The organism is Trebonia kvetii, from assembly GCF_007827045.1.
GTDB lineage: Bacteria > Actinomycetota > Actinomycetes > Streptosporangiales > Streptosporangiaceae > Trebonia > Trebonia kvetii.
Map to the genome: position 1 here is coordinate 13,587 of NZ_RPFW01000006.1, position 17,947 is coordinate 31,533.

The window sequence follows — 17,947 nt, forward strand, 5'->3', positions numbered from 1 at the left end:
CAGCGCGAACTACGACTCGGACAGTACCGAACGGATTACCTCCGCGCACCAAGCGAGTAGCTCGGTGTCGCGCAACGGCTCCCCGCCGAAGCCTCCGCTGGAGGCACCGGACTTCGGCACTGGTACCAGCATGGTACGCACTGCCGGCTTAAGCACTGTCTTGGGGTATAGCCGCTGAACCCGGACCACACGCGAATCAGGCAGGACAACAGGGGCAAACCGCACGTGCGATCCCTGGAGTGTGATGTCCGTCAGCCCGGCGCGCCGGGCGTCGAACCGGAGCCTGGCCACGTCGAGCAGCGTCACCACGGGCAGCGGCAGCTCGCCGTAGCGGTCGCGCAGCTCGTCACGGACGGAGATCACGTCGTCCTCGGAGTCAATGGCCGCGATGGAGGTGTAAGCCGCGAGACGCAGCCGCTCGCCAGGGATGTAGTCGTGCGGTATGTGCGCGTTGACCGGCAGCTCGACCCGCACCTCGGGCCGCTCGGGTGGCGCGTCGTCCTTGAGCTCGCGCACCGCCTCGCCGATCATCCGGATGTACAAGTCGAACCCGACCCCGGCGATGTGCCCCGACTGCTCGCCGCCGAGCAGGTTCCCCGCCCCGCGGATCTCCAGGTCCTTCAGCGCGACGTACATGCCGGCGCCGATCTCCGTATGCTGCGCCACCGTCGCGAGCCGCTCGTGCGCCGTCTCGGTCAGCGGCTTGTCCTGCGGGTAGAGGAAGTACGCGTACGCGCGCTCCCGCCCGCGCCCGACGCGGCCGCGCAGCTGGTGCAGCTGGGACAGTCCCTGCGCGTCGGCCCGGTCCACGATCAGTGTGTTCGCGTTGGGTATGTCGAGCCCGGACTCGACGATGGTGGTCGCGACCAGGATGTCGAATGACCGGTCCCAGAAGCCGATCATGATCCGCTCGAGCTCGTGCTCGTTCATCTGGCCGTGGGCGACCTGGATCCTGGCCTCCGGCACCAGCTCGCCGAGCCGCGCGGCGACCTTCTTGATCGACTGCACCCGGTTGTGCACGTAGAAGACCTGGCCGTCACGGAGCAGCTCGCGCCTGATGGCCGCGGCGATCTGCTTCTCGTCATAGGCGCCGACGAACGTGAGCACCGGGTGCCGCTCCTCCGGCGGGGTCAGGATGGTGGACATCTCGCGGATGCCCGCCACGCCCATCTCCAGCGTGCGCGGGATCGGCGTCGCGGACATCGCGAGCACGTCCACCTCGGTGCGCAGCCGCTTGAGGTACTCCTTGTGCTCGACGCCGAACCGCTGCTCCTCGTCGATGATCACCAGGCCGAGCTGCTTGAACCTGGTCTCGGGCGACAGCAGCCGGTGGGTGCCGATCACCAAGTCGACGGTGCCGTCGGCGAGACCGCGCTGCGTCTCCGCGACCTCGCCAGCGCTCTGGAACCTGGACATCGGCTTGACCGACACCGGGAACGGCGCGTACCGCTCGGAGAACGTGTTGAAGTGCTGCTGCGCGAGGATGGTCGTCGGCACGAGGATCGCGACCTGCTTGCCATCCTGGACGGCCTTGAACGCGGCCCGCACCGCGATCTCGGTCTTACCGTAGCCGACGTCGCCGCAGATCAGCCGGTCCATCGGCACCGGCTTTTCCATGTCGCGCTTGACGTCGTCCACCGCGGACAGCTGATCCGGCGTCTCCACGTAGGGGAAGGCGTCTTCAAGCTCGCGCTGCCACGGGGTGTCGCCGCCGAACGCGTGCCCCGGTGAGGCCATCCGCGCCGAGTACAGCCTGATCAGCTCGGCCGCGATCTCGCGGACCGCCTTGCGCGCCCTGCCCTTGGTCTTGGCCCAGTCCGCGCCGCCGAGCCGGTGCAGCGCAGGCGCCTCACCGCCGACATACTTGGTGACCTCGTCGAGCTGGTCGGTCGGCACGTACAGCCGGTCCGGCGGATGCCCCCGCCTGCCCGATGCGTACTCGAGCACCAGGTAGTCACGGGTCGCGCCGGCCGCCGTCCGGCTTGTCATCTCCACGAATCTGCCAACACCGTGCTGCTCATGCACCACGTAGTCACCCGGCTGCAGCTGAAGCGGATCCACGCCGCCGCGCCGCCGCGCCGACGGCATCCGCCGCTCATCCCGTGAGCTTGGCCGTGACGTGCCGCGCGCCGCGAAGTCCGCCTCGGTGAGCACCGCGAGCCGCACGGCCGGCCAGGAGAATCCCTGGCGGAGCTCGCCGGTGGCGACGTAGGGGACGCCGCCCTGCGGCTCCTCGGCAAGATCGCCCTCCCGCGCGCCGAATCCCTCGCCGCGCAGCACCTCGGCGAGCCGCTTGGCCGGCCCGTGCCCCTCGGTGACGAGCACCACTCGCCATCCGTCCGCGAGCCAGTGCCGCACGTCCGCGATCATGCGGTTGGTCTCGCCGCGGTAGGCCGCCGCGGGCTGGGCACTGATGATCATCCCGAACGGTTGCGGCGTACTCTCTACCGCCGATTGCTCCCCCGACGGGTCGGCGCCCTCCTCGGTGACTCCGAAGGGAGCGAGGGTCCACCACGCGATGCCGAGTTCCGCGGCGGCCTCGCGGATCGTCTCAATCGGCTGGAAGGCCGAGCCGCCGAGGTCGACGGGCGCCTCGCCGCCGGACGCCGCGCTCGCCCAGGACGCCTCGAGGAACTCCTGGCTTGTCGACACGAGCTCGATCGCCCTGGTCCTGATCCGCTCGGGGTCGCAGGCGAGCAGCACGGCACCGAGCGGAAGGTGGTCGAGCAGCAGGTCCATGTGGTCCGCGAGGACGGAGGAGAAGGCCTCCATGCCCTCCACGGTGATCCCGTCGGCGATCTTGCCGAGGATCTCAGAAACGGCGGGGTGCTTGGCAGAAAGCTCCTTGGCGCGGGCGCGCACCGACGGGGTGAGCAGCAGCTCGCGGCAGGGCGGCGCCCACAGGCCGTGGTCCGCCTGGCCGGCCGACCGCTGGTCAGCGACCTTGAATACCCGGATCTCCTCGACGGTGTCGCCGAAGAACTCGACGCGCAGCGGATGCTCCTCGGTCGGCGGGAACACGTCGAGCAGGCCGCCGCGCACCGCGAGTTCACCGCGCTTGGACACCATCTCGACGCGGGCATACCCGATGTCGACGAGCCGCGCGATCACGTCCTCAGGGTCCGCGTCGTCCCCCGCGGCGAGCCGGACGGGCACCAGGTCGCCAAGCCCGGCGACGATCGGCTGGAGCACGGCCCGCACCGGCGCGACGACGACCTTGAGCGGACCCCCCACGGCGTCGCCAGCGGGCCCCGGGTGCTGCAGCCGCCGCAGGACCGCGATCCGCTGGCCGACTGTGTCCGAGCGGGGAGAGAGCCGCTCATGCGGCAACGTCTCCCAGCCGGGGAATGTGGCAACCACGTGCGGCGGCAGGAACGACCCGAGCGCCGCGGTCAGGTCTTCGGCCTCCCGGGCGGTCGCGGTGACCGCGAGCACGAAGCGGCCCTGGCCGCCGGCGACCCCGGTAGCCATCGCGGCGGTGACGAGCGGGCGCAGGGCGGCGGGTGCGACGAGATCGCGCTCGGCGGCGCCGTCGATCTCTTGCGTGCCTGGCTGGCCGGCGAGGGCGGTACGGAGCTGGGGATCTTCGGCTACGGCGGCGAGTAGTCCGGCGAGGCTCATGCTGTCCCAATGTGAGAGTGATAAGGCTGCGGAGGCATCGCGCGAACGTCCGCCCGCCCGTCAGGGCAGGACCAGAATCAGGCAGTCCCCGTACGCGCCACGGGTCGGCACTAGAGCGCCCGACGCCCCACCTAGTCTACGTCGCGCCGCCTGGGGCGCGTCCCGCCGCAGCGCCGCCCTAGTTCGCGCCGGGTGTCCGCCTGAGCATCTCGTCCACCGTGCCGGCAGCCATCAGTTCCTTGATCCTGCGCAGCCGGACAAAACGCGACCCGGTGAAGTCCTCGTACGTCAACCCGTGCGCCGTGTAGCTGGCAAGAAGCTCGGCGATCCCGTCGCGCACCGTCCAGCGCAGGCCAAGGCCAGGGAATGTGTCATTGAGCTTGCCGAAATCGACGCGGTAGTTGCGCAGGTCAGGCCCGGCGTTGGCGGCAAAGGTCACCGCGGACCCGGTCACGGTCTCGCGGACCTGCTCGGCGATATCTCGGATCTGGACGTTGTCCTCGGACCGCCCGACGTTGAACGCCTCGTTATGCACGAGTTCACGCGGCGCGTCAAGCACGGCGAGGAACGTGCGGCTGATGTCCTCGATGTGCACGAGCGGCCGCCATGGCGTGCCGTCGCTCTCCAGGCGGACCTGACCTGTCGTCAGCGCGACTGCGGTGAGGTTGTTCACCACGATGTCAAGGCGCAGTCGTCTGGAGGCGCCGTAAGCGGTCGCGTTCCGCAGGTAGGTAGGGCTGAAGTTGTCGTCGGCGAGCTTGGCGAGTTCCCGCTCGGCCATGACTTTGCTCTCACCGTAGGGCGTCACGGGGAAGAGGTCGGCATCCTCGGCCACCGCCGCCGATCCTGCCGCTCCGTAGAGGCTGCACGAGGACGAGAACAGGAACCTCGGCACCCCCGCCTCTTTGGCCTTCGCGGCAAGCCGCATCGTGCCGTCCAGGTTCACCGAGTACGTCGCCCTGGGGTTCAGGTCGCCCAGCGGGTCGTTCGACAGTGCCGCCAGGCAGACGACCGCGTCATAGCCGCGCAGCTGGGCCGCCGTGACGTCTCGCATGTCGGCGTTTTCTAGCGCGCTGTCTTGTGCCTCGCCTGGCCCGAGGTCACACCCTGAGTACAGGCCGAGGTCAAGACCGTCGACCACGTGTCTAGCGTTCCTGAGGAACGGGACGAGAACCGCACCGATGTAGCCGCCATCACCCGCGACCAGGACCCGCATCTCGCACTCCTTGATCTGCCAGCCGGCAGCCGGCCAGCCCGGCGCGGGCCTTCACACCAGAAGACCCTGGGGAATGGCACCCTGATACAGCCGAAGGCTGCCATGGTTTGCGGAGATTGCGTTCCTCACTGTCAGGCAAACTCGATACGCTATGTAGTTATTCAACTACCATACGATCCATGACGACTGCCGAACGAGGCTCGCCGGGCGGTCAGCGGACGGTGAGCCGATTCTTCGCCGAGCCGATGCGCGACTACGTGCTCGCTTGCCTTGGCCGGCCGGTCAGCGTGCTCCAGGCCGGCTGCCTGGCGCCACTGCGTGAGCTTGGCATCGGTGAACTCACCGATGGCGGGTTCCAGATCACGGTCACCGCCGTGGACGCCGACGACCCGATCGCGAAGCGCGTGCTGCGGGATTCGCACGGCGCCTACGACGACGTCATCACGGGGGACCTGCGGACGGTTTCTATACCGCCACGCACCTACGACGTGGTCTACTGCGCGCAACTGCTCGAACGGGTGCAGCACGTCGCGCTCGTGCTCGACCGGCTGAACAGCGCGCTCAAGCCCGGCGGACTGCTGCTGATCAGGACGGCGGACAGGTACTCGGCGATGGCCCTGCTCGACCGTCTGCTCCCGGGCCCGGCCAGGCGCATGGTCTGGTCCAGGTTCCGCCCCGGCACTCCAGGACCATTCACTCCCGTCTACGAGAAGGCGGTCAGCGCGGACGGCATCGCCGATTACGCGCTGATGCGCGGGCTCGTCATCGCCGCGCGGGCCAGTGAGCTAACCCGCCCAGACAGCCCGGCCGGGCTATCATCGTCGATGCGAATCACCTGCGGTGCCATTGCCAGGCTCAGCAGGGGGCGCTACGGCGACAGCCATGACGAGCTGCTCTACGTGATCCGCAAGCCGCAGGACCGTTTCGCTCGCGTCGTCTTACCGCCGCGTGCGCCGAGACCCGGAAAGAGAGGCGCAGGTGACGGCAGGGCAGTCTTCTCCCGGGGGAGGGACCCCCCGTACCCCCCGAGGCCTGTCCAATGGGCAAGCCAGGATATCGGAGACGCAGGTTCCCCTTGGGGAAGCGACACCTGAGAGCGTGTCCGACGGCGCGGCGACGGTACCGGACACGCTGCCAGCGGAGCTGGCCACGTGGCCGGCCTGGACCCCGGGCGAGGAGCAGCTCGCCGAGCTCGAGCTTCTCACCTCTGGCGCGTTCGCGCCGCTGGCCGGATATCTCACAACGGCCGACCTCGCTTCCGTGGCCGAGCGCGGCCAGCTCGCCGACGGCACCTTCTGGCCGGTCCCAGTCACCTTCACTGTGCCAGCAGACGCCGTGCCCGCGGACGCGAGGCACCTGGTCCTCCAAGACCAGGAGGGGTCACCGCTCGCGGTCCTTCAGATCACGGAACGGGCAGACGCCCGGGCAGGAGACGGCGCGGGGCTGCGGCTCGCCGGGCCGGTCACTGCGCTGCGCGCGCCCGAGCACGGGCCGTTCCGCGCGCTGCGCCGCACGCCCGCCATGGTCCGCGCAACGATCGGCACCGCGCCGGTGCTCGCGATCGCGACCAGGCGCCCGCTCGGCCAGCGTCAGCTCGGCCAGCTCAGGCACCTGGCCGACCAGCTGCGCGCCCGGGTGCTGCTGCTTCCGCTTGTGGCCGGCCCAGCCGAGCTAGTCGGCCGGCCCGAGGCGCTGGTCCGCGCGGTCCTCGCCGCCGCCCGCCAGCTTCCGGCGAGCACGCTTGTCGTGCCCGTTCCGCTCGCGCCGCGGGACGGCACGGCACAGGAGCTCGCGGCCCGTGCTGTGGTTGCGGCCGCCTACGGGGCGACCCACCTCCTGACAGACGGCGCGGCGGCTGCCGAGTCAGGCGGCACACGTTCTGTGGACTCGAATTTTGATTTTGCCAAGCTCGGGATGCAGGTCATCAGCGAGGGCGAATGGGCCTTCGACCCGGCTGCCGAAGTGTGGCGGCCGCTCGGCCTGATCGAGCCGGGCATGGAGCGGGGCGAGCTGTCCGACGGCGAGCTCAGCGAACTCCTCGACTCCGGCACGCCGGTGCCCGACTGGCTGATGCCTGCGGGCGTGGCGGCAGAACTGCGCCGTGCCAGACCGCCGCGCTCCGATCGCGGTGTGGTGGTGTTCTGCACCGGGCTGTCGGGATCGGGAAAGTCGACCCTAGCCAGGGACCTTCGCGACGCGCTGCTCGAGCGCGGCGACCGGACCGTCTCGCTGCTCGACGGCGACCTCGTGCGACGGCTGCTGTCTTCCGGGCTCACATTCTCCCGCGAAGACCGCGATCTCAACATCCTGCGCATCGGGTTCGTGGCGACCGAGGTGGCGCGGCACGGCGGGATCGCGATCTGCGCGCCAATCGCACCGTACGCGGCGGCGCGCGCCGCGGTGCGCGCGATGGTGACAGAGGCGGGCGACTTCATGCTTGTGCACGTGGCGACGCCGCTCGAGGTGTGCGAGGCGCGCGACCGCAAGGGCCTGTACGCGAAGGCGCGTGCCGGGATCATCGGCTCGTTCACCGGGATTTCCGACCCCTACGAGGAGCCGGTCGACGCGGACCTGGTGATCGACACCTCGGTGGTCTCCAGGCAGGATGCGGTCGCGGCGGTGCTCGGGCAGCTCACCCGCGGCGGCTGGCTCGTCAGCTAGCGGGGCGGGCGAGCTGTTCCGACAACAGGACTTCCGGCTGGGAAGGCCCCCGAGTTCAGTTCGCAGTGGCGGCTTGCTCGGCGTCGTCAGTGGTGAACACCAGGTGCGCGCCCTCGGGCGGCGCACCGAAGACGGACCGCACGGCTTCCTCCTCAAACGGCCGCTCGTCCATGACGCGAACGAAGTCACGGACGGAGGTTCCGGTGCACCAGGCGTCTGCCAGCGGCGCGCCGCGGCCGTCGAGCAGGTCCCTGGCGTCCAGGCCAGGTCGAAGCTCATCGCGTTGGTTTCTCGCACCGGGAAGATAGGCAGCCACCAGTTAATCTGCTGGGCTGGTGCGCTGTACCAGACGTCCCTGTGCCACGGAAAGTCGAACGCGATCCCCGTCCTCAGGTGCCCCTGAGGGAACGATGTCCGCGGCTTCGGCACGTCGTAATGCGTGTGCTCGGGGTCGAACCGTGCCGGATGTAATCAACAAGCTCGGCAAGCTTCGGCAGGCCAGTCAGGAGAACGAGGTCGCCACCGTAAAGCCGCTGCCTGAGCTCGGCGGGCGTGACGACTGGATTGGTGAGAATTGCTGGCATCTGCCCCTCCGAAATGCCTTAAGTACCCGATGACCTGCTTCGGGAAAGCGTATAGGTACGAGCGAAGCCTGGCATCACAAGCCGCGGTACTGCATGGACGCAGCTCACAGAGCGAAAGGATGCGCCTGGCCGGACCCCACATGCCGGGTTGCGCCTAGCGGACGGCTTCTTCCTCGTCCTCGGCCTTGGTGCCCTCTTCGAGGCGCTCGCGAAACTCGGCGGCCTTCGCCGTTGCCTTTGCGCCGACTCGGCCGATGCGGCCGTTCAGCTTGTCCGCGATCAGCTGGCGCTGCCTGTTCAGCAGGATGTAGCTGGCCAGGGCGCTGATTACCAGGCCAAGGAAGAGGAGCAGAACTCCGCGTGCCCCGGCCACGTACAGCAGGATCACGGCGCACCCGAAGATCAGGATGCGCGCGGACGTGTAGGCGAGGATGCTCGGCCAGGTTCTGGTCTTCATAGCCCTACCCAGTGTAGGACTCGGTCCGGAGGATCTCGGCCAGCAGGGTGGGGTCAATGTTGCCGCCGGACAGCACCGCGACCAGCGGTGCCGATGTTTCGCCTGCGGTTGTCACCGCTGCGGGCAGCCCGAGCTCGGCCGGATCGCGGTACAGCGCGGCGGCGACCGCTGCCGCGCCGCCCGGCTCGGCGATCAGCCGTGCCTGCAGCGCGAGCCGGCGGACCGCGTCGAGCATCTCGTCCTCCGAGACCGTGACGATGTCATCGACGTACGCCTGCATGTGCGGGAAGGTCAGCTCGCCGACCTCCTCCACGCGCAGCGCGTCGGCCCGCGTGCGCGCGGTCTGCGCGGGCGTCCACGCGACGCGGGCGCCCGCGCGGAGCGAATCGCGTGCGTCCGCGGCAAGTTCCGGCTCGACCCCGATGACCCTGACGCCGGGCAGCAGGGCCTTGAGAGCGGTCGCGATGCCGGAGATGAGGCCGCCGCCGCTGACCGGGACGAGGACGGCGGCCGGTGACTGGTGCGGCATGCCGGCGGCCCGTCCCGCGGCGAAGTCGTCGGCGATCTCCAGGCCGATCGTGCCCTGGCCGGCGATCACGTCACGGCTGTCGAACGGCGGGACCGGGTGGTAGCCCCTGACCCTGGCGATCTCCTCGGTAGCCGCGATCCTGGCGGCGAGCGTGGGCTCGACACGGACCAGTTCGGCGCCCGTCGACGCGATCGCGTCCGTCTTGACCGCGGGCGCGTTCTCCGGCACTACGATCGCGGCGCGGATGCCGAGCAGGCGCGCCGCATACCCCACGGCGTAGCCGTGGTTGCCGCTTGAGTGCGCGACGACTCCGTCGGGCTTGGCGCAGGAGTCCAGATCGCGCGTGACCGCGTAGACGGCGTTGTAGGCGCCGCGCAGCTTGAACGCGCCCGTCGGCTGCAGCGACTCCGGCTTGACCAGCAGGGATCGCCCTCCGGCCAGCGGGGCGCCCGCGGCGAACGGCACAAGCGGCGTGCGCACGACCGCATCGTTCAGCCGTACCGCCGCGGCACGTATGTCATCAATTGTCACAAGGTCAGTCATCACCGATACCCTAACGCCAGACCGGACATCGGCACCGCCACATGCCGTCCCGGCACTACTCACGGGTCACCCAGGGCAATCGTCGAATCGCGCACCTAATTTCCCGAAATCTGGGCAGAAAGTACCCGTTTGTCGCCAAACTAGGTGCATACTCCGATCGATTACGAGGAGATGGAACGTGGACGGCAACAATGAGCGGCTGCTCACCCCCGGGGAAGTAGCCGCCCTGTTCCGAGTGGATCCGAAGACCGTGACCCGCTGGGCCGCGTCCGGTCGCATCACCAGCATTCGCACGCCCGGCGGCCACAGACGCTTCCGGGAATCTGAGGTACGCGCCCTGCTGCGCGGCGACAGTGAGGCAGCACCCGAGGGGCACCCCGCCGCCTCCTAGCTCGTCAGGCCCGTGAACCGGGCAGGCCTTTACCCGGGGCCTGTCCGGTCAGCGAGTTGTGCGCTCAGGACGGGAACGGGTCGTCGCCGACGAGCCTGGCGAACTCCTGGAACTCACGCAGCAACGCTGCGTCTCCGGCGCGCCACTGGCCCTTGCGCTCCTCGATCTCGTCGAGGGTGAGGGCCTGCGCCGACAGCCGCTCGTAGTCGCTGTCGTCCGGACCGATCTCCACGTAGACATCGCCGATGAGCCGCCCGTCTCCGGAGCGCACGGCGGTCTGCGGAACCTGCAGGTTTCCGTTCGGTAGTCGTATGACGAACATCGCAGCTCACCTAGATGCCATAACGCCTGTTGAAGTAGAGCATCACCCGGAGCGCGGTCCGGGTGTTACCGCTCAGCATGTCGACCAGCGCGGGCCGCTGCGCTGACGCGATCGCGGCGAAGGAGTCGGCGAAAAACTCCTTCCGCCCGAGACCGCCGTGCTGACGATGGAAGTCACTCGCGATATATGGCTGACATTGATCATAGATGAGCCTGAACTCGGCTGAGTCTGATTGCCATTTTCCTGGCGGGCTGTCCAGGTCGTCGAGCGCGTGCCCGACCTCGTGGCACATCACGTCTGGCGTGGGCGACGGCCGGGTGCCCACCACGATCTTGCGCTCCCCGTACGCACCCGCGCAGGCGTCCCAGGTCGCCTTGCCCGACGGGAGCGGCACGCCGTGCAGCGCGGTCAGGTGGTCAAGGTCGGGCACGCCGCCCGCCCCCACGTAGATGCCGTCAAGCCCGGCGGCCAGCTTCTCCTGCAGCTGCCTAGGGAATTCCGCGAGCCGGTCGATCGCCTCGACGACCTGCGGGGGCGGCGCGGTCGCCGCCGCATCCCATTGCCGCCACAGGATCCGTTCGAGAGGGCCGCAGTTGCGCCGGCCGTCGCCCATGTCGCGCAGGCCCGGCGCGTGCGGCCGGGCGAGCGGCAGCAGCGCGCGGGGGTCGGCCGCAGGGCCTGCTCCCGCGCTCCGTTGTCCCACGCTCTGCTGTCCCATGCTCTGCTGTCCCACAGCGGCCAGCCCGGGCTGGCCGCTGACCTCGCGGGCCGCGGGCGGACCGCCGACAACCTGGTACCAGGGCTGCCTGGGCGCCGCCTCGGCAGGCCGCGCGGCAGCGGCGGCGTCCTGGCCCTGTTGCGGGCGGGTCGCCGTCTCCACGGGCGCCGCACCGAACGGCGCCTCCCTGATTCTGGCCCGCCCGATGCCCCCGCCTCCGCCAGCACCGCCTCGGCCAGCACCGCCACCGCTTCCGCCGCCGCGGGGTGTGTAGTTCCTCGGCATCGGCGGCATGGCCGCGCCGTTGGGCTGGATGGCTGGTGACCGCGGAATAGGCCCGGTAGCCCTCGGGGACCGTTTCGGCAGGCCGGCCGGGGGCTGCAGGGGCGGTAGCGGCGTCTCGTGCACGGCCGTCGCCGCGGCGCCTCTGCCCGCCGGCTGAGCAGGGCCGGGATTCCTGCGATGCCTGCCGCCGGCGTCCGTTACCGCGACCCTGGGGTCCCCGCGGCCCTTGGCGTCACGCTGCGAACCGAAACGCCAGCCGACGAGGCGGCCTAGCCGCTCCATTAGGCGTAGCCGCATCCTGGGACTCCCTGTTCCTCGTCCAAGGCCCAGAATATTCCGAATCGTCCTGGACGTCACCCCGAGTGACAGACCGCTATCAAATATGCGGGTGGGGAAAGATAGGCATTCCGGTTACGAGGCGGCAACCCGCCCGTTAGGCTTTCGCCATGTTTCTGTCAGGTGTCCTGTTTGTCCTTTTCCTGGCAGGTTGCTGGCTGTACTGCCTGACCGATGCCGCACTGACCCCTGCCAGGTCGTTCTATGGGCTGTCCAAGCGGGCCTGGATCCTCATCATCGGCGCGACATTCATCGTGGGCGCCATCGCCTGGATGATCTCCCGCCGGCCGTGGCGCACCAGCCACTGGGCGCTGAACTCGGCAGGCCACCCGGCGTTCGCCGGCTACGACGACGGCAACATCCTGTGGTACCCGCCCCGGTCCGCCGCCACGGCCGAGGCCGAGGCGGCCGCCCTGGCGCGTCACCCCGCCAGCCGGTCCAAGAACGCGGACAACCCCTACGGAGCCGTCCCCATTGGCCCCGACGACGACCCCGAGTTCCTAGCTCAGCTAGCCGAGCGCATCCGCCGCTCCGAATAGCCGCCCCGACCCCCGGCATCGTCGCCCCTGCGCCTCACGCCTCACGCCTCCCGGCACCCCGGCGCCTCCAGGTAGCTCACGCCCCCCACAGGGCCCCGCCCCCTCCGGGCCGCTCGCGCGGATATTGATCTTCGACGACCAAGCGGACCAATGATCACGGAAACTCTTCTCCTGATTGGAAATAAAGAACCCGATTCGGGGGAAAAGTTTCCGTTGTAATCCGAATTTCCGTCATCAACGCCGCCGGTGCGACACGGGCGGGCCCGCGGGGCCTGTGATCTGGGTGGTAACCGGGCAGGGGCGCAACCCGGGGGGAGCAGAGTCAGCCGCTCCCGTTCCGGACAACGACTTTGGATTTATCCGCTGACGCCGGCGTAGGAGTGCATGCCGGTGATGAACACCTGCACCACGAGCATGTTGGTCACCAGGCTGGCGAAGCCGAGCAGCTGGATGTAGTGCGCGCGGGCGCCCCGCCAGCCGGCCGTGGCCCGTGCGTGCAGGTAGGCCGCGTAGATAACCCAGGTGATGAACGCCCAGGTCTCGACCGGGTCCCAGCCCCAGTACCTGCCCCACGCCTGGTCGGCCCAGATGGCGCCGGCGATGACGCCGAAGGTCCACACCGGGAAGCCGAAGACCACGGTCCGGTAGGTCAGCTTGTCCAGGGTCTGCGCCGACGGGATCCTGGCGATGAGCCCGTTACCCGGCTGCGCCTTGCCTGCCTCGACCCGCTTCCGGTAGCGCTCGGCTATCAGGTACATGATCCCGAGCACGGCCGCCACGAAGAAGATGCCGGTCGCGAGCGTCATCGCGGTGACGTGGATGGAAAGCCAGTAGGACTGCAGCGCGGGAACCAGCGGGCCCGCCGGCGTGTAAATGAGCGTCTCGGCCAGGCCGAGCGAGAGCACGACGGCGCCCATCACGAACACGCCGAGCGTCCAGGCACGGTAGCGGAGCACGATGTAGCCGAAGAAGATCGCGGCAACGCAGGTCAGGGCGGTGATGAACTCGTACATGTTGCCCCATGGCGCGCGATGCACCGCGAGCCCGCGGGTGACCACCGCGGCCAGGTGCGCCAGCATGCCGACGGCGCTTAGCACCGCGGCGGCGCGGACCCAGGTTCCGGCCGCCCACATGGCACGGAAGGCGCCCGTCGGGGGAACCGGCAGGGACCGCGCCGGCGCCGCGGGAGTTACGATGCCGGATCCGCCGTCGCCCGGGCCGGCCGCACCGTCGGCCGTAGTGCCGTCGGTATTCGGCCCGCTGGTGTCGAGCCCGGCTGTGTCGAGCCCGGCGGGGGCCTGTCCGGCGCCGACTGTCGCGAGCCTGGCGCCGGCGCGCGCCGGGGCGCGGACGCCGGTCGCGCTGGCCGCGCGACGGGGCCTGCCGAAGGCGTAGTCACCGGCGAAGGCGAGCACCGCGAGCGAGTAAATCAGCAGCGCGGCGATCAGGAAGGCATTGCTCGCGTGCGCGAAGCCAAGATTGACGGGCATGAAACGTCACGCTCCCTCTTCAGGGTGTTTGCCGGATTCCGCGGCTGCGATCTCCGCCGCCAGCTCGGCGAACTCTTCCTCAAATCCGCCGCTGGCGTCGGATCTGGTGAGCCCGCCGACCGTAACGACGGACCCGGTGCCCGACTCCGCGGGCACCGCCCGCACGAACACCCGGCGACGTCGCACGAAGAACGAAAGCAGCAGCCCGGCAAGCGCCAGGATTCCACAGACGAGCGCGGGCACCTGACCCGGGTCATAGGTGATCGCGATCGACACCCACTGCTTGACGCCCACGAAGGTGATCGACCCCTTGCCCCCGGGCAGCTGCCACGTCTGGCCGGGCTGAAGCAGGTGCGGCGACCCGGAGAGCTTCGTCATCCCGGTTGTGTCAAGCTGGTAGACCGACTGCGGCACCCCGGAGTTCATCCCCAGGTTCCCGGAGTAGCCGATCAGCGACACGGCTGGGTTGTCGGCGGCGGGGAAGATCGACTCGAGCGTCCCGCCCACCGAAATCGCGGTCGGCACGAACACGCCCATGAAGCCGAGCGAGGCGTCCGGTGCCTTGATCACGCCGTCCGACAGGAAGGTGCCGGTGTTGGCCGGGATGAACGGGGTCGCCTCGTCGTAGGCCACTGTGCCGTCGGCCCCGGTCACCTTGAACTCCGGCGCGTACCCGTGACCGATCAGGTAGACCTTCGCCCCGTCCACGGGGAGCGGGTCGTTGATCCGGATGTTGTAGCTGGCCGGCTTGGCGCCGGGCGATGACGTGTAGGTGACGTTCGCGTTGAAGTCCGCGGGCTGCCCGCGCGATTCCCCCGAGGTGAGGTAGGTGGCCGTGAACTTGTTGAGTGCTAGCGAGAAGGGCGCGAGATCAGAACCGGAGACAAGCCGCCCGGGGTGGAATTCGTCGAGCGCGGAGACCGTGTCGGCGAACGCCGGCTGACCCTCCACGAGCAGCTTGTCCGCCTTGTAGCCGAACAGGCCGCCGGCCGCGATCGAGACGAGCACGCCGAGCAGCGACAGGTGGAACAGCAGGTTCCCCGCCTCGCGCAGGTAACCCTTCTCCGCCGACACCCAGTGCTCCGAGCCGCCCGCCTCAGACCGCCGCAGCCGGAACCGCTGCCCGCCGAGCACCGAGGCCGCGCCCTCGACCGCATCCTGCGACGGCAGTGCGGACGTGTATGTCGACGAGTGCGGCAGCCGCGCCAGGTTCCGCGGCGCGCGCGGCGGCGGCGTGCGCGCCGCCCCGGCGAGCTTGAACGTCCTCGGCACCACGCACCCGACGAGCGACGTGAAGAGCAGCAGGTAGATCGCCGCGAACCAGGGCGCGGCGAACACGTTGAACAGCCCTAGGTGGTTCAGCCAGGGCGCGAGACCTGGATGCGCGGCGTAGTACTGCTGCACGGCGGACGGATCGGCGCCCTGCTGCGGCAGCACGGACCCGGGGATCGAGCCGAGGGCGAGCAGGAACAGCAGGATCAGTGCTGTGCGCATGGAGGTGAGCTGCCGCCATCCCCAGCGCAGCCACCCGGCGTTCGCCGCCGGCGAGTCCTGCGGTTCGCCGCCATCGGCCGTCACCTGCGGTGACCGGGGCTCCGACGACGGGGTGCGTACGTCTGTCACTGTGTCACCGCCGCATCGCGCAGGAGCGTCGTCAGCTGGCTGTAGCTGACCGCGCCGAGTATCAGCCCTGCGACGTGTCCCGTCTTGTCGATAACGACCGTGGTGGGGGTGTCGCTCACCGGCGCGACCTGGGAGAACTGCTGTACGACAAGGTAACCGGGGTCATTGATGCTCGGGTAGGAGATGCGCAGCCGCTGCGTGAAAGCCAGCGCGTTCGCCGGGGAGTCGTGCACGTCGTCGCCCAGGAACGCCACTCCCTGCTTGCCGTACTGCTGGGCGAGCACTTCCAGCGTCGGCGCCTCGTCACGGCACGGCGGACACCACGATCCCCAGAAGTTGAGCACCACGGTCTTCCCTAGGTAGCTGGACAGCCTGATCGTGGTCCCGGTCAGCGAGGTGCCCGTGAATTCCGGCGCGGCCGGCCGCTGCCCAGCCTGGTACGCGATGATGCCGTCGGCGCTCGCGTTGCCCTTCTCCTGGGAAAGCAGCCCGATCGCGAGACCCCCGGCAAGCAGCACGGCGAGCACAGCCGTCGCGATGACGACCATCCGGCGCTTGGCTCTGAACACCAGCGGTTCCTTACGGGCGATTGACTTCCGGAGGGACGACCCCTCGTGATCCACTCCTACAGGAAGTAGTACTCACCTATTGTGCCCTATCCGGATCGGTGACGGGTCGCCGGGGCGGGACGGCATATGAAACGCCGGTGAGCTCGTCTCCGTCGAAGCTGAAGCTGGTGACGGAACCGAGGGCGCACTCACGGCTGTTGGGGTTGTGCCAGAGCCGCCGGTGCTCGGCGGCGAGGCGGCTGACCCAGATCGGGAGCTGGTGGCTGACGCACACCGCCTCCTGACCGCGAGCCGCGTCCCGCGCCCTGTCGACGACCTGCCGCACCCGCGCCGCGACCTCGGTGTAGCGCTCGCCCCAGGACGGCGTGAACGGGTTCCACAGGTACTTCCAGTTGAGCGGGTTCACCGCGAGGCTGGCCAGGCTGACGGACTTGCCCTCGAGCACGTTGCCCGACTCGATGAGCCTGTCGTCGGTGGTGATCGGCAGGCCAAGGCGGTCGGCCACCGGCTGCGCGGTCTCCTGCGCCCGCTCAAGCGGGGATGCGAAGACTGCCGCCACCGGGCGGCCCTCGAAATAGTCGGCCGCGGCGACGGCCATCATCCGCCCGTTGGCGGACAGGTGGTAGCCGGGCAGCCGCCCGTACAGGACGTGCTTTGGGTTATGCACTTCACCGTGCCGTAGCAGGTGAACGACAGTGATCTCAGCCATGGCGAGGTCAGCCTACCGGCTTCCGCTGCCTGCCCACCCCGGGGGCGGCTCAGCTCGCGCGCAGGGCCTGCGCGGCGGCACGGGCGGCGGCGGGAACGGCGTCCGCGACCCGGGACAGCGCCTCATCGTCGTGGGCGGCGGAGACGAACCAGGCCTCGAAGGCCGACGGCGGAAGGTAGACGCCGCCGTCGAGCATCGCGTGGAAGAAGGCTGAGTAGGCGACGGTGGACTGGTCCTTGGCGTCGGCGAAGTTCCGCACCGGCTCGGTTCGGCCGAGGAAGATGGTGAACAGGCTGCCCGCCGTGGACCGGTAGTGCGGCACGCCCTCCTTCTCAAGGACGGCGGAGACCAGCGCGCCAAGGGCGTCGGCGAAGGCATCCACGGTCGCGTACACCGCTGGGGTGCAGGCGCGCAGCGTGGCCAGGCCCGCCGCGGTGGCGAGCGGGTTACCCGACAGCGTGCCCGCCTGGTAAACCGGGCCGACCGGCGCGAGCCGCGACATGATCTCCGCCCGTCCGCCGAACGCCGCGCACGGCAGGCCGCCGCCCATTACCTTCCCGAACGTCACCAGGTCGCCGCGCACGCCGTCGAGCCCGTACCAGCCCTGGCCGGTGACACGGAAACCGGTGAGCACCTCGTCCATGATCAGCAGGGCGCCCGACGCGTCGCACAGCGACCGCAGCAGCTCGTTGAACCCGGCCGCGGGCGGCACGACGCCCATGTTGGCCGGGCAGGCCTCGGTGATCACGCAAGCGATCTCGTCGCCGCGCGCCGCGAACAGCGCCCGCACCGCGTCCGCGTCGTTGTACGGGAGCACCACTGTGTCGGCGGCGGAGGCACCCGTCACGCCAGGCGTGTCGGGAAGGCCGAGTGTGGCGACGCCCGAGCCGGCCGCCACAAGCAGCGCGTCCACGTGCCCGTGGTAGCAGCCGGCGAACTTCACCACGATGGCCCGGCCGGTGTAGCCGCGGGCCAGCCGGAGCGCGCTCATCGTCGCCTCGGTGCCCGAGTTGACCAGCCGCACCTGCTCCACCGGGGCCCGCGCGATGATCTCCGCGGCCAGGTCGACCTCGCCAGGCGTCGCGGCGCCGAACGAGGTGCCGCGCGCGAGCGCGGCGGAGACCGCGTCGGTGACCGCCGGGTGCCCGTGGCCGAGGATCATCGGCCCCCAGGAACAGATCAGGTCGACGTACTTTCGTCCGTCCACGTCGAACAGGTACGGCCCGGCGGCCCTGTCGATGAACCTGGGTACGCCGCCGACCGGACCGAAGGCGCGGACTGGGGAGTTCACGCCCCCCGGGGTCACCGTAACGGCACGGTCGAACAACTCGCCTGATCGATCCTTGGTCACTGG

At 69.7% G+C, this 17,947-nt stretch carries 16 protein-coding genes; 4 read left to right on the forward strand and 12 right to left on the reverse strand.

Going from position 1 to position 17,947, the window contains the following annotated elements; genetic code table 11:
• Positions 1 to 9: 9 nt before the first annotated feature.
• Positions 10 to 3,621, reverse strand: a complete 3,612-nt coding sequence (gene mfd, locus EAS64_RS28630; RefSeq protein WP_145858118.1) for a transcription-repair coupling factor — start codon at positions 3,619 to 3,621, stop codon at positions 10 to 12.
• Positions 3,622 to 3,799: 178 nt separating this feature from the next.
• The gene (locus EAS64_RS28635; RefSeq protein WP_145858120.1) at positions 3,800 to 4,837 is read right to left on the reverse strand and encodes an NAD-dependent epimerase/dehydratase family protein; all 1,038 of its coding nucleotides are present in this window, start codon (positions 4,835 to 4,837) and stop codon (positions 3,800 to 3,802) included.
• Positions 4,838 to 5,016: 179 nt separating this feature from the next.
• On the opposite strand from EAS64_RS28635, the gene EAS64_RS28640 reads away from it, so the two are divergent.
• Positions 5,017 to 5,931 carry a class I SAM-dependent methyltransferase gene (locus EAS64_RS28640; protein WP_145858121.1) on the forward strand — a complete coding sequence of 305 codons (915 nt, stop codon included), beginning with the start codon at positions 5,017 to 5,019 and terminating at the stop codon, positions 5,929 to 5,931.
• Between the two features lie 4 nt (positions 5,932 to 5,935).
• Positions 5,936 to 7,498, forward strand: coding sequence for an adenylyl-sulfate kinase (gene cysC, locus EAS64_RS28645; RefSeq protein WP_246115904.1), 1,563 nt, complete (start codon positions 5,936 to 5,938; stop codon positions 7,496 to 7,498).
• A 55-nt stretch (positions 7,499 to 7,553) separates the two neighbouring features.
• Here cysC and EAS64_RS28650 read toward each other — a convergent pair whose 3' ends face one another.
• The 3 genes from EAS64_RS28650 to EAS64_RS28660 all read right to left on the reverse strand — a co-directional run bounded on the left by EAS64_RS28650 (position 7,554) and on the right by EAS64_RS28660 (position 9,611).
• On the reverse strand, positions 7,554 to 7,814 hold the full coding sequence (locus tag EAS64_RS28650; RefSeq protein ID WP_145858122.1) for a hypothetical protein: 261 nt from the start codon (positions 7,812 to 7,814) through the stop codon (positions 7,554 to 7,556).
• Positions 7,815 to 8,236: 422 nt separating this feature from the next.
• Positions 8,237 to 8,539, reverse strand: coding sequence for a DUF4229 domain-containing protein (locus EAS64_RS28655; protein ID WP_145858124.1), 303 nt, complete (start codon positions 8,537 to 8,539; stop codon positions 8,237 to 8,239).
• Between the two features lie 4 nt (positions 8,540 to 8,543).
• Positions 8,544 to 9,611 (reverse strand): threonine ammonia-lyase, encoded by a 1,068-nt coding sequence (locus EAS64_RS28660; protein WP_145858125.1) that lies wholly within the window; start codon positions 9,609 to 9,611, stop codon positions 8,544 to 8,546.
• A 178-nt stretch (positions 9,612 to 9,789) separates the two neighbouring features.
• Here EAS64_RS28660 and EAS64_RS28665 point away from each other — a divergent pair, with 178 nt between their 5' ends.
• Entirely contained in the window at positions 9,790 to 10,002 is a 213-nt protein-coding gene (locus EAS64_RS28665; RefSeq protein ID WP_145858127.1) for a BldC family transcriptional regulator, read from the forward strand.
• Positions 10,003 to 10,066: 64 nt separating this feature from the next.
• On the opposite strand, the gene EAS64_RS28670 is transcribed toward EAS64_RS28665, so the two are convergent.
• Positions 10,067 to 10,324 (reverse strand): hypothetical protein, encoded by a 258-nt coding sequence (locus EAS64_RS28670; protein ID WP_145858128.1) that lies wholly within the window; start codon positions 10,322 to 10,324, stop codon positions 10,067 to 10,069.
• A gap of 10 nt (positions 10,325 to 10,334) precedes the next feature.
• Positions 10,335 to 11,204, reverse strand: a complete 870-nt coding sequence (locus EAS64_RS28675) for a hypothetical protein (protein ID WP_187366248.1) — start codon at positions 11,202 to 11,204, stop codon at positions 10,335 to 10,337.
• 569 nt (positions 11,205 to 11,773) lie between these two features.
• Between EAS64_RS28675 and EAS64_RS28680 the strand changes: the two genes are divergently transcribed.
• Positions 11,774 to 12,202, forward strand: a complete 429-nt coding sequence (locus tag EAS64_RS28680) for a hypothetical protein (protein ID WP_145858129.1) — start codon at positions 11,774 to 11,776, stop codon at positions 12,200 to 12,202.
• A 356-nt stretch (positions 12,203 to 12,558) separates the two neighbouring features.
• On the opposite strand, the gene ccsB is transcribed toward EAS64_RS28680, so the two are convergent.
• The 5 genes from ccsB to hemL form a co-directional block, all read right to left on the reverse strand.
• Entirely contained in the window at positions 12,559 to 13,692 is a 1,134-nt protein-coding gene (gene ccsB / locus EAS64_RS28685; RefSeq protein ID WP_145858131.1) for a c-type cytochrome biogenesis protein CcsB, read from the reverse strand.
• Positions 13,693 to 13,698: 6 nt separating this feature from the next.
• A complete protein-coding gene (gene resB, locus EAS64_RS28690) occupies positions 13,699 to 15,315 on the reverse strand; it encodes a cytochrome c biogenesis protein ResB (protein WP_246115905.1) in 1,617 nt (538 codons plus the stop codon).
• On the reverse strand, positions 15,312 to 15,884 hold the full coding sequence (locus EAS64_RS28695; RefSeq protein WP_145858132.1) for a TlpA family protein disulfide reductase: 573 nt from the start codon (positions 15,882 to 15,884) through the stop codon (positions 15,312 to 15,314). Before EAS64_RS28695 ends, resB begins: the two co-directional genes overlap by 4 nt.
• 76 nt (positions 15,885 to 15,960) lie before the next feature.
• Positions 15,961 to 16,593 carry a histidine phosphatase family protein gene (locus EAS64_RS28700; protein ID WP_145858134.1) on the reverse strand — a complete coding sequence of 211 codons (633 nt, stop codon included), beginning with the start codon at positions 16,591 to 16,593 and terminating at the stop codon, positions 15,961 to 15,963.
• A gap of 49 nt (positions 16,594 to 16,642) precedes the next feature.
• Positions 16,643 to 17,944, reverse strand: coding sequence for a glutamate-1-semialdehyde 2,1-aminomutase (gene hemL / locus EAS64_RS28705; RefSeq protein WP_145858135.1), 1,302 nt, complete (start codon positions 17,942 to 17,944; stop codon positions 16,643 to 16,645).
• Positions 17,945 to 17,947 lie beyond the last annotated feature (3 nt).

What these genes read in the sequence shown, in the direction of transcription:
- mfd (WP_145858118.1), bottom strand. Translation starts at nt 3,621, where the DNA reads ATGAGCCTCGCCGGACTACTCGCCGCCGTAGCCGAAGATCCCCAGCTC.
- EAS64_RS28635 (WP_145858120.1), bottom strand. Translation starts at nt 4,837, where the DNA reads ATGCGGGTCCTGGTCGCGGGTGATGGCGGCTACATCGGTGCGGTTCTC.
- EAS64_RS28640 (WP_145858121.1), top strand. Translation starts at nt 5,017, where the DNA reads ATGACGACTGCCGAACGAGGCTCGCCGGGCGGTCAGCGGACGGTGAGC.
- EAS64_RS28655 (WP_145858124.1), bottom strand. Translation starts at nt 8,539, where the DNA reads ATGAAGACCAGAACCTGGCCGAGCATCCTCGCCTACACGTCCGCGCGC.
- EAS64_RS28660 (WP_145858125.1), bottom strand. Translation starts at nt 9,611, where the DNA reads ATGACTGACCTTGTGACAATTGATGACATACGTGCCGCGGCGGTACGG.
- EAS64_RS28670 (WP_145858128.1), bottom strand. Translation starts at nt 10,324, where the DNA reads ATGTTCGTCATACGACTACCGAACGGAAACCTGCAGGTTCCGCAGACC.
- EAS64_RS28680 (WP_145858129.1), top strand. Translation starts at nt 11,774, where the DNA reads ATGTTTCTGTCAGGTGTCCTGTTTGTCCTTTTCCTGGCAGGTTGCTGG.
- ccsB (WP_145858131.1), bottom strand. Translation starts at nt 13,692, where the DNA reads ATGCCCGTCAATCTTGGCTTCGCGCACGCGAGCAATGCCTTCCTGATC.
- EAS64_RS28700 (WP_145858134.1), bottom strand. Translation starts at nt 16,593, where the DNA reads ATGGCTGAGATCACTGTCGTTCACCTGCTACGGCACGGTGAAGTGCAT.